The organism is Peijinzhouia sedimentorum (genome assembly GCF_049340005.1).
Taxonomy (GTDB): Bacteria; Bacteroidota; Bacteroidia; order Cytophagales; family Cyclobacteriaceae; genus CAXBDP01.
Genome location: NZ_JBMPIY010000006.1, coordinates 205,931 through 221,464, shown reverse-complemented (window position 1 = coordinate 221,464; position 15,534 = coordinate 205,931). Strand labels below are relative to the sequence as shown.

Genomic DNA, 15,534 nt, shown 5'->3' with positions numbered 1-15,534 from the left:
TCATGAGAAATTATAAATCACTAATTATACTACTTTTTGTTTTAGTTGCCGGCTTTAGCGCAAATGCACAAGACAATATAAGTCCAGAAAGGAAGAGAGCTATTGATTCTCTAGCATTAGAAAAAATACGTGACCTTGGAACTTACATTTCAAGGGTTGGTAATACGGACACTGAGTTTTCAGAAGCAAATAGAATCATTGATAGAGCTTTAGAATTATTTGCTCCTGGCAGCGAAATGGGTGTTTCTTCACTTTACTCAAGTGATATCAAGTATTACACGATCCGTAAATATTTTGAGCGCTTAATGGCGTTGAACTATGATAAAGTGACAATCCAGTGGTACAATATCGAATATGTAAGTGATCTAGAACTTGGGCCTGATGGCAGATATGTTGGTGTCATTACTATCTATCAGAGTTTTGAAGGAACTGGTGCTGATGGCTTACAATATAGAGACACAACCAAAAAGGATATTACTGTGTATGTAGAGCGTAAAAGCACGCAAATTGCAGGACGTGAAATTGAGTTCTGGGATGTGTTACTCGGTGATATCAGAGTAACCGAAACTTCTGTATGAGACAATTGACGATACTAATTTTGCTTATAGCCCTGAATCCAATTCAGGGCTATACCCAAAATTTGAGTGAATTTTTAGGCGATGAAAGCGCTTTATATGCTGAAACCAAACAGCTGAATCAATTTTTTAGACGATTCAATAACGAAGAAAATCCTCAAGGCCAACGCTATTTTCCCGGCGACCCGGATTACCGAGCCAAAGAAGACAGAGTTAGGTACATTCAGATGCTTTTCGATAAAGAAAATAAAGGCATTTCAGATCAGCTAAAGACGGAATTTTCAAATTATGTCACCCAAGGTGATTCTGGAATTTTCCTTGATTTTCATGGTGGCAATTGGTTTGCCGAAGTTGAAACCACTTTTCTTCACAAAGGTGAAGAGAAAAAAGTAACCTTATATCTTAAAATCCAGAAGGAACCTATTGGCTCCAAATGGGTGCTTACAAATGTATTCTTTGAGCCATTTAGTAAGCTTTTTGTGGCGGATACTACAGAAATGAAATTCCTCCACCCAATGAGTCATGAATTAGAATTCATGAACTTGAACAAAGCATTAAGAGTAAATGAAGAATTGGAGCTTTATGCCGAAAGAGACTTTAAGCCCGATTATCTAATGCTCCTTTTCTATGAAATGAAACTGGGCAACCTAACTTTCAAAAACGTGGATAATGTGAAATTTCACTTTTTCCAAGTTGATAACTGGTATTTCGAAATTACAAGATTTAACAGACCTGGCATGAATAGAGGTTGGTTAATGTCGAATCTTGCCCGCATCAATGATGATGAAAAGCAATTATTGATGAAATACATTTTTTATGAAGACAATTAAATTTTTGTTTCGATATACCCTCCCGCTTTTTTTCCTATTAGCTGTAACAAACATACAGGCGCAGGACAAAAAAGAGGAAACCCTAACTCCTGAAGAGCTAGAAGAATATCAATTACGCGTAAAGCAATTAGTTTCATTTCTTGAGTTTAGTCTCAATACGCTTGGCGATCCTTCCACATTGAGAAATGAAAAAGATGTAATTATCAACGAGTCTTTTCTAAAAGCATTTCGTGACGGCAAAGTACAGATTGAAGATGATTTGGTGGCTTTCCGAGAAACCCCCACCAATAAGGATGTACAAGCTTATTTCAAAGATGTAGATTTCTTTTTCAAAGGTGTAAAGTTCACATTTGATGTGCAGGCCATTGATAGCTATTTGAACGAAGAAGGCAAAACCTACTTTAGAGTGACCATGAACCGTCATTTGGCAGGTTTAAATTATACGGGAGACTCTCTGAACACAGATATCACTCGATATATGGAAGTGAATCTCGACCTTGCGCAGAAGGACTTAAAAATTGTAAGCTTATATACTACCCGCCTAAGCCAAAGGGAAGATTTGACTAACTGGTGGAATGGGCTTGATGACAAATGGAAAAATATCCTTGGCGCAAATGTGCCATTGAATGATTCCTTGCAATTAAATCAAATCGACTTTATTAACGACACTACCTTGGTTACGCCAATTGGCGAAATTGAGGTACAAATAAGTACCATCTTCAATGGCCTAAAAAGAGCAGCTGGGCTAGAAACCATAGACTTATCTGGTAGGCCAGATATCACCAATTTGGAGCCACTTAGTAGGATGGAAAATCTCAAAACTTTGAGAATTGCCCAAACTCCTGTGAGTGATTTAACGCCGATTCGGAATTTGACTAAGCTAGAAACCTTGGATGCGGCAGGTACAATGCTCTCAGATTTATCTCCATTGCAATATTTCTCAAGTTTAAAGGAACTGAATATAAGTGGAACCTTAGTTACAGATTTAAAACCAATAGCAGGTTTCGAAAACTTAGAAAGGCTTTACCTTAACAATACCCAAATAGTAGATTTCAATTTGCTAAAAGACCTTAGCTCACTTAAAGATCTACGTTTGGCAGGTTCAAATATTTCAGATTTAGGGTTCACCCAATCGCTAAGCAATTTGGAAATATTAATGATTTCAAACACTAGTATTTCTGATTTAACGGCTTTGGCAGGTCATCCAAAAATCACAGAGCTATTTTGTGACAACACGCCCGTGATGTCCTTAATGGAGCTGAAGAAAATGCCAATGCTCAGAAGAGTTTACATGGATAATACTCGATTATCTATTAGTGAGGCAAATAAGTTTAGATCGGAAAATAAAGGTGTATTGATAATTTATCAATCAGAAAACCTCACGCTGTGGTGGAATCAATTATCAGATAATTGGAAGGAAATATTTAAAGGATATGTAAATATTGCTGCCAATGACCCGACTAAAGAAGAGTTGGCGGAACTGGGTTATATTAACAACTTGAATATAGGCGGGAGGTCAGACATTAACAGCTTGGAACCAATTAGGCCATTAATATTTCTTCAAAGCTTAGATGCGAATGATTGCCCGATTGTAACACTGGAGCCTTTGAGAAACCTCCGTGATTTACATCAATTAAATATCGCAAACACTGAAATTACGAGCTTGGAGCCTTTGAGCCAGTTAACGAATTTAAGTCTACTAAATGTTCGAAATTCGAAAATCACCTCCCTCGAGGGAGTAGCAGGTTTATCGGCATTGAATACGATTTACGTGGACTCAACAGCTATCGGAGATTTGAAAGAATTACACACGCTTTCCAGCTTGGAAAAAGTGTATGCCGACGAAACTAGCATTACAGATGAAATAGCGATAGCTTTTTGGAACGCAAAACCTAATGCATTACTCGTATACAAAACTGATGAGCTGATGGAATGGTGGTCGTTGCTAGATCCACAATGGCAGCAAATATTTCAGCAAAACCTAACGATGGACAACAATCCAAATGCTGAGCAATTGCACCGTCTGTTTGCTATAGATAAGATTGAAATTCAGCCTCAAAATAGAGTGAGTTCCGTGGATCCACTTTCATATCTGAAAAGAATAAAAGAGCTCAACGCTATAGATATTGGTTTGAGTAATATTAATGCAGTAACCAATCTGCCGAATTTAGAAATCTTACGTATTTCCAGAAATCCAATAAATAATATTGCGTCAATAACGACACTCAAAAAATTACGCATTTTAGAAATTGAGAACACGGCCATCGAAGATTTGGAAGCATTGGAGACCTTAGCCTTATTAGAGGAATTAAGAGCTTCGGGTACTCAGATTAAGAGAGTGAATTCACTTTCGGGATTATACAAACTTAATTATCTCGATATTTCAAATACCAACATTCGTACGCTTAAGCCCATCTCGAATCTTACAGGGCTCAAAATATTGCGCTGCTTCAATACAAGACTCAACGACAGAAGAGTGGCAAGCTTCAAAGAAAGCGTTCCAGGCTGCGAAATACAGTATTATTGATCTTCTTTAGTTGATCTACAGAATTAGTCCCGATTTGTAATAAATCGGGACTTTTTTATTTAAAATGGTTAGCTAGATCAATAAGCTCTCTATCCCCGAAACCTGCTGGCTGTCAAAGTCTAAAATAATTGTAGGTAAATTTTTTTAATTCGAAAATTTAGGCAACATTTGCACACTTATTGTCGTTCATAAACAAAAACACGTCGTTTATTACACTTTTTTCGACATCAATATCAAATGAGAACAATTTTTACAATATTATTTTTTACTCTTATCCTTAGCCTACCAACATTTGGTCAGTCTTGGGGAGAAAACTTTAACACCAAATCTGGCAATGACTTCACTCAAACGGGCTGGAGATTCAATGAAGATGGAACATTTTACTTTTCCAATTCTAACAACTTCAGTATGACTTCCCGTCATATTAGGTCTCAAAATATTTCGAACAATTCACCAATAGTAACTTACACAGGATACTTGTACTATATTGGAGGTACTACTTACACTACTTCATTTGGACATTCTTGCGTTTGCTATAATGTTAATAATAACAATGCATTGCCTAGAATAGAAGTATCGTACGAAAGCTTTACAACTGGAAATATTGTGAGTACATCTGGCCCATATATTTCAAACCAGAATACTTTAAACAATGCTAGTTCTACGTTCACTCCAACCAGCTCTGGATGGTACAGAATGAGATTAACATTATCAAAAAATTCTAACAATGGCCAAACTGCAGTTGCTATAGACAACTTCACTTCTGATGTGCCAACCACACAAAACTGGAATGACACAACAGTACCGATGGATCAATCAATTTCCATCAGCATGAGTGAAACTGTGGTTGAAAATGGTGACAATGTAAAGTTCACGGTAGATTACACTTTTAATAATTACCAATGGTATACAAGAGTTAGAGGTGCTCAATTTCAAATTGATTTGCCTGCTGGTTTTACCTACCAAAGCCATACAATCACTGGATGGAATTATGATAATGGTCAAACCAATTACAATTCGAACACGGGTATATTTACCATTTGGACAAATAACGTTGTTCCAGTAATTAAGCTTGAAATCAATACTGTAGTAAACAATGCACAGCCAGATGTATTTGCTTCAGTTTATAGCTCTAACTTTCAACCTCAAAACCCTAGCTCATCAACTGTAAGCCCTACACCAATAGTAATTATTCCAAATGCAACCCAACCAATTGAGTTGATAAGCTTTGATGCAAAAGCAAATGGAACTGTGAATGAAATTAATTGGGCTACTGCTACGGAAAAAAACAATGACTACTTCAGCATTGAAAGATCTGCTGATGGTATCAACTTCAATGAAATTGCGAAAGTAACAGGTGCAGGCGATTTCACTGGTCGATTAGATTACAAATACACAGATTTGAGACCATTGAATGGTACTTCTTATTACAGAATTCGCCAGACAGATTATGATGGCACATTCAGTATATTCCAAGCAATTAGAGTACAAAGAAATGATGTTGAAGCTACGGCTTTCAAAATTGTAGGCAACCCAAGCAATGGGAATAGAGTTATTATGCAAATGAACATTGAAGAAAATGCACAAACTTCAACTGTAAAGATTTTTGATAATTCTGGCTCAATGGTGGCTCAAAAGGAAATTAACTCTAGAGACCTTTATAATAACGAGTACATTTTGGACGGCTTAAACCTTAGCAAAGGCTTACACATAGTTAGTTTCGAAACTGCTGGTAAAAAATACTCTGAAAGATTAATGGTTAAATAATTACGATTTTACACTCCCAAAAATAAAAATCCTCCAGTCTCTTAATGAAGCGGGAGGATTTTGCTTTTAGCTCGATTCTCAAATTAGTTCTTATTTGCCAACTGTCCACATGCTGCATCAATATCTTGCCCTCTGCTGCGACGTATTTTAGCAATTATGCCATTTGCTTCAAGCGTTCTTTCATAAGCTGACACTCGTTCCTCATCTGCTTGCTCGAATAGCTCTTCACCGATGGGATTATATTGTATCAGATTCACTTTTGACGGCACTCTCTTGCAGTATTTCACCAAAGCCCTTATATCTTCATCCGAATCATTAAAACCCTTCCACACTACATACTCGAAGGTAATCCGGCTCTTCCTTCTATCATACCAATACTGCAGTGAGTCCATCAATTCATCCAAAGGACTTGCATCATTTATCGACATAATCGACGATCGCTTTTCATCAATAGCCGAATGTAGCGAAACGGCTAAGTTGAATTTCACATCGTCATCGGCCAGCTTACGGATCATCTTGGAAACACCTACTGTAGATAGCGTAATTCGCTTAGGCGACATTCCAAGCCCCTCGGGTGAGGTTATTTTGTCCATTGCACTCATCACATTTGCATAGTTGAGCAGCGGCTCTCCCATACCCATTAGTACAATATTAGTAAGTGGACGCTGAAAGTACTCCTTCCCTTGTTCACTAATAAGCACTACTTGATCATAAATTTCGTCTGCATTCAGATTGCGCATTCGCTTGAGCTTTGCTGTAGCGCAAAACTTACAATCGAGACTACAACCTACCTGCGATGAAACACAGGCTGTAATCCGCTTTTCAGTCGGGATCAAAACAGATTCCACTACCAAACCATCATATAATTTTACAGCATTTTTAATGGTACCATCAACACTTCGCTGCATTTGGTCAATCTCAGTAGGCTTAATCTCGAAATGCTCTTTTAACAATTCTCTAGTTTCTAATGAAATATTTGTCATTTCATCAAAATTGCGAAGTGATTTTTTCCACAACCACTCATACACCTGTTTACCTCTAAAAGCCTTATTGCCATGCTCTACAAAAAATTGCTGCAATTGCTCCACATTGAGTTTACGGATATCTTTCTTTTCAATTGAAGGCATAGCTTGGGATTTTCTTATTTTTTGAGGAAATAGCAGTTGATATGCAAAGATACTGCAAAGAAGGGCAAAATGGTTCCAATAGCTAAAAAGCATGGTAAGGATAGACTCAAACGAATACGAACAATTGTACCATTTACCTCAGTTCGCGAAGAGAAGGCTTCAAGTTTCGGAAGTTCATGAATTTATACTAGCGAAATGTCAGGGAGAAAAATGGCGGGTAGAAAAAGCTGGAAATTCGCTTGAAGAAAGACCTATATATCAAATTCGCTATGGCACTGGGCCAATCAAAATACTACTTTGGAGCCAAATGCATGGAAATGAAGCTACGGCTACAAAAGCCCTCTTAGAACTTTTTCAGTTTTTGAACAGCCCCATTACACCAAAGAATTGGGCTGATCAATTGAGCCTCTTTTTCCTCCCGCTTTTGAATCCCGATGGAGCCACGACCCATATCAGAGAAAATGCAGCTGGGATTGATATAAACAGAGATGCACTTACTCTATCAGCTCCAGAATCTGCCATTTTGCATAGCGCATTGCATACTATCAAACCCGATTTTTCATTCAACCTGCATGATCAGCAAATCTATTATGGCATTGGTAATCCTTGTAAGCAAGCTGCGATTTCATTACTCGCACCTCCAATCGACAGCAATGGATCGCTAAATGATAATAGAATCAAAGCCGTTAAAATGATTGTGTTGATGGAGAAATGGCTTAAATCTGCCTATAATCTTAATATAGGTAAATGGAAAGATGAATATGAGCAAAGAGCCTTTGGTGAATATTGCCAAGAAGTCGGATCGGCTACTATTCTGATAGAGGCTGGAGGAGTGCCTCAGGACTGGGAAAAAACTAAGCTATCGAAATACTATTTTTCGCTAATCCTTTTCTCAATACAAAGCATATTGAATGAGGATTATGAAAAAGAAAATATAGCAGATTATGATGCAATACCATTGAATACATTAGGTATTTTTGACTTGATCATCAGAAACGCACAAGTCGTAATTGGCAAAAATGTCTGCAAATTGGACATTGGGATCAGGCGGGAGGATAGTCCAATTGCGGATGGGAAATCCATAGCACAAATTGGCAAAATAGTAGAAATGGGAGATTTAAGCTATGCTACAGGCATTGAAGAATTTAATGCAAATAGCGCCCAAATTTCAGAGCAGAAGTTTCATCCCGAAATTTTCCATACCATCCCTCCCACTGACAGGGCAATCGAAATAATGAAACAAGGCTTTGGCGCCATTCAGGTAAAAAATATTTCGGATTACCTAGACTATATGCACTTTCCCTTATTAATTAAGCCATTGAAAAAAGAGCAATCAAATCAACGTTTTGTAATTGGAGATTTTGCTAACTTTTGTCTAATTAATAATGGAAAGATGCTAGCAAATATCACCAATGGCTATTTACATTTAATCGAATAAAACTGACTGATCAATATTTCATTTACTCTACAAGTTTAGCTCTATCGAAATGAAAAGTGCGATTATTTTAACTGGCGGATTATTTCTAAGTCCGTACGCCAAAACTGCTCATGGTTTGTGTAGAGGCAGCGAGAGATTTCATATAATAGCCGTAATTGATGAGAAATTTGCTGGAATGACTGCCGCTCAGCTTATTCCGTCGGCGCGTGAAATTCCTATTTATGAAAGTTTGGCGCAATTCAGACAGGCAAATAGAGAAAGTGTAGAATATTGCATTTTGGGTATTGCCAACAAAGGTGGTCTAATTCCAGAGCCATTGAAATCACTAATTAGCGATTGTCTGAAATCAGGAATCAATGTGGTAAATGGGCTTCATCAATTGCTAAGTAGTATTCCAGAATTTGTGCAACTGGCAATAGATAATGATGCCGAATTAGTTGACATTCGTAAGCCAAAGTCTTTTGAGGAACTTCACTTCTGGAGTGGAAAAATAAAAGAAGTAAAATGTCCGAAAATTGCTGTTTTGGGTACTGATTGCGCAACTGGTAAAAGAACAACCTCCCGCATTTTGGTACAGGCACTAGAACAAAAAGGAATACATGCGGAGATGATATATACTGGCCAAACTGGCTGGATGCAGGGCTCCAAATATGGCTTTATCTTCGATTCCACACTCAACGATTTTATTTCTGGTGAATTGGAACATGCCATTCACCAATGCTATACTGAAGCTAATCCTTCTATCATTTTTATCGAAGGTCAATCTTCTTTGCAAAACCCAAGCGGCCCATGTGGCTCAGAAATGATTCTCTCTGCCGATGCAGATGGCGTCATTTTGCAAGTGATTCCAAAAAGGACGCATTTCAAAGGGATGGAAGATTATCCAGCTTTGATTCCTAGTCCTGAGGAAGAAATAAAATTAATAGAAATGTATGGAGTAAAAGTACTTGCAGTCACAGTAAACACTGAAAGTATGCTTCCCGAGGAGGCGACAAGCTATGCGATTGCCATGGAACAACATTTGAAAATTCCAGTAGTTTTACCATTTGAGCAAGGAGTTAGCAGATTAATTCCTATTTTTCAACAATTAATCGAAGAACATGAAAATATCAAACATCAGTATTGAAAAGGTAGATTTGGGTACGAATAGGCCGTACATGATTGCCTTTAAATCGGTGGATAAAGTTGATAATGTGATTGTTAAGATCACACTGGAAAATGGAATAATTGGCTATGGAGCGGCAAATCCAAGCACCCAAGTAGTTGGCGAAAGCTTGGAAGATTGCTATACTACCCTAAAAGCTAAAGCTGAAAACACTCTAATTGGTAAGGATATCCGCAAATTTGAGAGCTTACTAAAAGAGCTCGAAAAGGAGTATGAAACCCTGCCTGGAAGTAGAGCTGCTCTCGATATTGCCGTGCACGATGCTTTTGGCAAGTTCTTGGATGTACCCTTAGTGAGCTTTTTTGGACAAGAATACAAAAGCTTGCCTACGTCCATTACCATTGGGATAAAGTCGGTAGCCGAAACAATGGCAGATGCTGAGGAATATTTGGGTATGGGATTTAAGTACCTAAAAGTAAAACTTGGTCACAATGTAGAGGAAGATATTGAGCGATTGGCTAAATTGAGAGAGGTTTACAAAAATGAAATAAATATTAGAGTAGATGCCAATCAGGGCTATTCAGAAGCTGAATTGTATCGCTTTTTCCAAGCTACAAGATCCTTCGATTTGGAGTTGATAGAACAGCCACTAAAAGCGGATGATATAGAAGGAATGAGAAGATTGCAACCTGCTCTTCGTGAAATAATCGCGGCAGATGAAAGCTTGAAAAGCCCTACTGATGCACTCAGACTCATAAAAAAATCTGCTGCTGGGATATTCAATGTCAAATTGATGAAAAGTGGGGGGATAGATCCTGCTCGTGAAATTGCGACACTATCTCAATGGCATAATGTGCCTCTTATGTGGGGCTGCAACGACGAAAGCATTATCAGCATTTCAGCTGCATTACATACGGCTTTATCTTTCAAGAACACCAAATATTTGGATTTGGATGGCAGCTTAGATTTGATTCGTGATGTAGCTACTGGCGGGTTTGAAATAAAAAATGGGCAAATGTCTATAACCTCAGGACCTGGATTAGGCATAAAGGCCATAGAATAATTGCCCATCTCAAAATATCAATTTATTGATTAACGGCCTGCATTTCAGCACTTACTACGGCAGTAGTTCCCAAACTTTCAAAATCTGTTCCTGCAGTATTTATAGTATAATCAACATCAAACTTTGTAGAAGATAAATTACTAATTTCCATAGTAATATTTTCTGGGTTTATGGTAAGCTCATTATTATTAGCGCCACTTATCTCCCAAGTGCCTGATGATTCGATTCCTGCCAAATCGACATTTTGCACTTCATAGGTTCCATCTGCCTTAAATATCAATCGAAATTGACTCCAATCCGGTCTATCTTCCTCTGGAACTTCAGCAATATCATATAGATTGGAAATGGGAACACCTCCAATAGTAATTGAACTTTCATTTACAGTCCATGTTTTCACCAATAGCTCTGTAGAAATGCCATCTGGATCCGCATCATCATCGTCTGTGCATGACACAGTAAAAAACAAAGCTAAAATCAATAGGGAGCTTAATTGAAATTTGAAATTCTTCATGATAGAAATTTTAAGTTTAAAAAATTAATTTAATAAAAAAATACCTGATTAGGTTCTGGTACTGTCCTAACGTATCCAAACTGCCTTTTGATACATTTTAAGTCATTAATTAAATAATGTGTAAGACAACCTAAGCTGTTTTAAAATAGAATTCAGTCATTTTGACTTGAAATGATGCAATTTGATTAATAAATATGCCAAATTTTCCGCATTCAACTCTCGTTTACCAATTGGATTAAGCTTTGCTAATTTTGAATTAGAATAAATGACACGAAAATGGATTTAAAAAATTACACCATAAAGGCACAGGAAGCCATACAAAAAGCCGCTGAAGTTGCCTTGGCAAATCAACAACAAGCGATCGAACCAGGGCATTTGCTCAAAGGGATAATGCAGACAGATGAAAATGTAGTCAACTTCGTTTTCAAGAAATTGGCGGTAAACATCAATACCCTTAGCCAAAGAGTAGAACAAATCATAACTGCTTATCCAAAAGTAACTGGCGCACAGCCATATTTAAGTAATAGCAGTGCGCAAGTTTTGCAAAAAGCTACTGCCTATCTCAAAGATTTTGGAGATGAATATGTAGCTGTAGAGCACATATTATTGGCATTATTGGACGGTGGCGAAAAGATCGCTGCATTGCTGAAAGAACTTGGTCTTAATAGCAAAGATACTAAGGCTGCAATTACCGAATTGCGCGGCGGTTCAAAAGTAACGGATCCGAATGCAGAATCGAAATACCGAAGCTTAGAGCGCTATTCGAAAAACCTAAATGAGCTAGCAAAAAAGGGTAAAATAGATCCTGTAATCGGTAGGGATGAGGAAATCCGCAGAGTACTGCAAATCCTTTCAAGAAGAACCAAAAACAATCCAATGCTAATTGGTGAACCAGGTGTTGGTAAAACAGCTATTGTTGAAGGCCTAGCTCAACGAATTGTGAATGGAGATGTGCCTGAGAACTTAAAAACCAAAACCATTATTTCCCTTGACATGGGATTGTTGGTGGCAGGCGCAAAATATAAAGGGGAGTTTGAAGAGCGTCTGAAAGCCGTAATCAAAGAAGTAACAGATGCAGAAGGCCAAATTATTATGTTCATCGATGAGATTCACACTTTGATAGGTGCGGGAGGTGGTGAAGGCGCTATGGATGCAGCCAACCTACTAAAACCTGCTCTGGCTCGTGGCGAATTGCATGCAATTGGTGCTACTACACTTAAGGAGTATCAAAAGCATATTGAAAAAGATAAGGCCCTAGAGCGTAGATTCCAAACCGTGACTGTTGACGAACCTGATACCCAAGATGCTATTTCAATCCTGCGTGGGATCAAGGATAAGTATGAGCTTCACCATGGAGTTAGGATTAAAGATGATGCAGTAATATCCGCCGTAGAATTATCGCAGCGATATATTACTGATAGATTTTTGCCAGATAAGGCTATTGATTTAATGGATGAAGCTGCAGCAAGGCTTAGAATGGAAATGGACTCCATGCCTTCGGAGCTTGACGAATTGCAGCGAAAAATAATGCAGCTTGAAATAGAGCGGGAGGCAATCAGAAGAGAAAAAGATAAAGAAAAAGAAGCTTTGCTAAGTAAGGAAATTGCTGATCTATCTGAAGAAAGAAATACACTAAAGGCACAATGGGAAAATGAAAAAGCAGTAGTACATTCTTTGCAACAGGAAAAAGAAAACCTTGACAAATATAAGTTGGAGGCTGAACAGGCCGAACGAGCTGGCGACTATGGCAAAGTAGCAGAAATCCGCTATGGCAAAATCGTGGAAACTGAAAAGAAGCTTGAGGAAATGAAGGTTAAAATGGCTAAAATGCAAGGCGTTGGTGCTATGCTCAAAGAAGAGGTAGATGCTGAGGATATTGCACAAGTAGTAGCCAAATGGACTGGCATTCCTGTAAGTAAAATGCTCCAAAGCGACCGCGAGAAATTGCTTTTGCTAGAAGAAGAATTAGGTAAAAGAGTAGCAGGACAAAAAGAAGCAATTGGAGCACTCTCCGATGCAGTTCGCAGAAGCAGAGCTGGCTTGCAAGACCCAAAAAAGCCAATTGGTTCATTTATATTTCTAGGCACAACGGGTGTAGGTAAAACTGAATTAGCTAAAGCGTTAGCGTCTTATTTATTCAATGATGAAAACTCAATGGTGAGAATTGATATGAGTGAATATCAAGAACGCCATGCGGTTAGCAGACTTATTGGAGCACCTCCAGGGTATGTAGGATATGATGAAGGAGGCCAATTGACGGAAGCTGTTCGTCGTAAGCCCTATTCTGTAATTCTGCTCGACGAGATCGAGAAAGCTCACCCAGATGTGTTTAACATTCTATTGCAAGTGCTTGATGATGGTAGGCTTACTGACAACAAAGGTAGAGTTGCCAACTTCAAAAATACCATTATCATAATGACCACCAATATTGGTTCTCAGTTGATTCAAGAAAGGTTTGAAAACTTGAATGAAAACAACAAAGAGGAGATAATGGAGCAAAGTAAATTGGATGTTTTCGAATTATTGAAAAAATCTGTGAGACCCGAGTTCCTCAATCGTATTGACGAGATCATTATGTTTGAGCCATTGAGCAAAAGTATCATTCGCCAGATTGTGGACATTCAATGGAAAGAAGTACAAGACCGAATGGAGGCTAATGGAATTGAAATTGATGCTTCTAGTGATGTGAAAGATTACCTAGCAACTGTAGGCTTTGATCCTCAATATGGAGCTAGACCTTTGAAAAGAACTATCCAAAAACTAATTCTCAATGAATTAAGCAAGGAAATTCTATCAGGAAAAATTTCCAAAGACTCTGTAGTATTTGTTTCGATAGATGAGAATTCTCACATCAAATTTGAAAACATTAATGAGCAGATAATCGAGTAAATACACTCAAATTCAGGTAAATCAAAAGTGCCTCCCTGTTATAGGAGGCACTTTTTTGTTTAAGGTTAATTGGTTGTTGTGATTCTAAATCGAAGATAATAACAATTTTTAATTACCAGAAGATCTTTCAAAAAAATCTCTTACATCAATTGTCATTTGCTCTAGACTTGGCTTGTGAATGTAAACCATATGGCCAGATTCGTAATATTTCATTTCTATATTACCACGAAGCGATTTATCTAAAAACATATGATCAATTGTATATTCTGTACCACCAAATGGAGTTGCCAAATCGTAATAACCATTAATAACCAACACCTTAAGAGATTGATTTCTGGTCATTGCAGATCTTAACGTTTCGGCTACATTTAAGTATTTGTTCTCCACATTTGCGTAGCTCCAAGGTCGTGGGCGGCCAGTCAATATTTCGTAGGCTTGATTGATTTCTACTTTCAAATCTCTCTTCAAGTAATCATTAATCGCCATTGAAAATGGCCCATATATAGCTCCGTTATAGCTAGGATCATATTCATAGGATTCACCCACATAATCGTAATCCAAACCAGTGATACGGCCATCCAAACGACCAACAGTCATTTTTTCTTCGCGTCTCAGCTCCTTAGTAAATTTCCCAATATTGATTCGCAGATTAGTTCTGTCTATATAGCCTTCACTTAGCCCTGTGTATTTTTGTAATTTGCTGTTGATGTTCCTTCTATCAGCATCAGAAATCTGGTCACCTTGCATGAGGGCTACAGTATATTCACCTTTAGCAAATTCTCTTACTTCTTCCAAAAATTTAGGTAAATCATTGATGCTAGGATCAAGCTTTTTATGATACCAAGCGGTGGCAGCATAAGTTGGTAAATTAACTACAAATGGAAGTTCATTCCCTCTATCAAAGAGTATAGTGCTGAAATCTAATACTGAAGAAATAAGAATGATTCCATTAAGGTACATCCCGTAGCGATCTTGCAGATAACCAGAAAGTCCGGCAGAGCGGGTGGTACCATAGCTCTCGCCAGATAAGTATTTTGGTGAGTTCCATCTTTCATACTTAGAAGTGAAAGCACGGATAAAATCACCCATAGAAGTAATATCGTTTTGGAAGCCCGTGAATTGCGCTTTGCTCTCGCCTGTCACTGGCCGACTATAGCCTGTTTCCATAGGGTCGATAAATACCAAATCAGAATGAGTAAGCCAAGTGTATTCGCTTGGGACAACCTCATAAGGTGGTTCCATAGCTTCGCCATTATCAGTCATCAATATTCTGCGTGGTCCTAACCCACCCATGTGCAACCAAACCGATGAAGAACCTGGTCCTCCATTGTAAATGAAGGTAATTGGTCTGTCTTTCGGATCCTTGTTGGCTTTGTCAGCATAGTAGGTAAAGAAGATTTTTCCCTTTGGATTTTCAGCTTCATCACCTAAGATCATATAGCCAGATGTGGCTGTATAGTTTATCATCCTCCCGCCAGCATTCACTTGATGTTCTGTAACTGAAACCTCCTCACCTATGGAAATATATTGCACTGCCTGAGCAGCAGCTGATATGCCTTGAGCATTAATAGGATTGGCACTAAAAACCACAAGTGCCATCCCCATTATTAGATATAATACTTTTTTCATAAATACATACATTTAGGATTGGTAGGAAATAATAAAGAGGAGTAAAAATACCCCTCTTTATATTCTCCCAATT

At 38.0% G+C, this 15,534-nt stretch carries 11 protein-coding genes; 8 read left to right on the top strand and 3 right to left on the bottom strand.

Annotated elements, in window-relative coordinates; all coding sequences use genetic code 11:
• The first annotated feature begins 2 nt into the window (after positions 1–2).
• From ACOXY8_RS10645 to ACOXY8_RS10630, 4 genes are all read left to right on the top strand, one after another.
• The gene (locus ACOXY8_RS10645) at positions 3–578 is read left to right on the top strand and encodes a hypothetical protein (RefSeq protein ID WP_458331573.1); all 576 of its coding nucleotides are present in this window, start codon (positions 3–5) and stop codon (positions 576–578) included.
• A complete protein-coding gene (locus ACOXY8_RS10640) occupies positions 575–1,405 on the top strand; it encodes a hypothetical protein (protein ID WP_458331572.1) in 831 nt (276 codons plus the stop codon). The genes ACOXY8_RS10645 and ACOXY8_RS10640 overlap by 4 nt, the downstream gene beginning before the upstream one ends.
• Positions 1,392–3,932, top strand: coding sequence for a leucine-rich repeat domain-containing protein (locus tag ACOXY8_RS10635; protein ID WP_458331571.1), 2,541 nt, complete (start codon positions 1,392–1,394; stop codon positions 3,930–3,932). The genes ACOXY8_RS10640 and ACOXY8_RS10635 overlap by 14 nt, the downstream gene beginning before the upstream one ends.
• A gap of 237 nt (positions 3,933–4,169) precedes the next feature.
• Positions 4,170–5,699: a T9SS type A sorting domain-containing protein gene (locus ACOXY8_RS10630; RefSeq protein WP_458331570.1), complete on the top strand. Its 1,530-nt coding sequence runs from the start codon at positions 4,170–4,172 to the stop codon at positions 5,697–5,699.
• A gap of 83 nt (positions 5,700–5,782) precedes the next feature.
• Here ACOXY8_RS10630 and rlmN read toward each other — a convergent pair whose 3' ends face one another.
• Entirely contained in the window at positions 5,783–6,826 is a 1,044-nt protein-coding gene (gene rlmN / locus ACOXY8_RS10625) for a 23S rRNA (adenine(2503)-C(2))-methyltransferase RlmN (RefSeq protein ID WP_458331569.1), read from the bottom strand.
• Between the two features lie 91 nt (positions 6,827–6,917).
• On the opposite strand from rlmN, the gene ACOXY8_RS10620 reads away from it, so the two are divergent.
• The 3 genes from ACOXY8_RS10620 to ACOXY8_RS10610 are packed head-to-tail and all read left to right on the top strand — an operon-like array spanning position 6,918 to position 10,432.
• Positions 6,918–8,264, top strand: a complete 1,347-nt coding sequence (locus ACOXY8_RS10620; protein ID WP_458331568.1) for a M14 family zinc carboxypeptidase — start codon at positions 6,918–6,920, stop codon at positions 8,262–8,264.
• A gap of 49 nt (positions 8,265–8,313) precedes the next feature.
• On the top strand, positions 8,314–9,390 hold the full coding sequence (locus ACOXY8_RS10615) for a DUF1611 domain-containing protein (RefSeq protein WP_458331567.1): 1,077 nt from the start codon (positions 8,314–8,316) through the stop codon (positions 9,388–9,390).
• Positions 9,365–10,432, top strand: a complete 1,068-nt coding sequence (locus tag ACOXY8_RS10610; protein WP_458331566.1) for a mandelate racemase/muconate lactonizing enzyme family protein — start codon at positions 9,365–9,367, stop codon at positions 10,430–10,432. The genes ACOXY8_RS10615 and ACOXY8_RS10610 overlap by 26 nt, the downstream gene beginning before the upstream one ends.
• A gap of 22 nt (positions 10,433–10,454) precedes the next feature.
• Here the strand turns inward: ACOXY8_RS10610 and ACOXY8_RS10605 are convergent, their stop codons facing one another.
• Positions 10,455–10,943, bottom strand: coding sequence for a hypothetical protein (locus ACOXY8_RS10605; protein ID WP_458331565.1), 489 nt, complete (start codon positions 10,941–10,943; stop codon positions 10,455–10,457).
• A 276-nt stretch (positions 10,944–11,219) separates the two neighbouring features.
• Between ACOXY8_RS10605 and clpB the strand changes: the two genes are divergently transcribed.
• Positions 11,220–13,832, top strand: a complete 2,613-nt coding sequence (gene clpB / locus ACOXY8_RS10600) for an ATP-dependent chaperone ClpB (protein ID WP_458331564.1) — start codon at positions 11,220–11,222, stop codon at positions 13,830–13,832.
• 108 nt (positions 13,833–13,940) lie between these two features.
• Here the strand turns inward: clpB and ACOXY8_RS10595 are convergent, their stop codons facing one another.
• The gene (locus tag ACOXY8_RS10595; RefSeq protein WP_458331563.1) at positions 13,941–15,461 is read right to left on the bottom strand and encodes a S10 family peptidase; all 1,521 of its coding nucleotides are present in this window, start codon (positions 15,459–15,461) and stop codon (positions 13,941–13,943) included.
• Positions 15,462–15,534 lie beyond the last annotated feature (73 nt).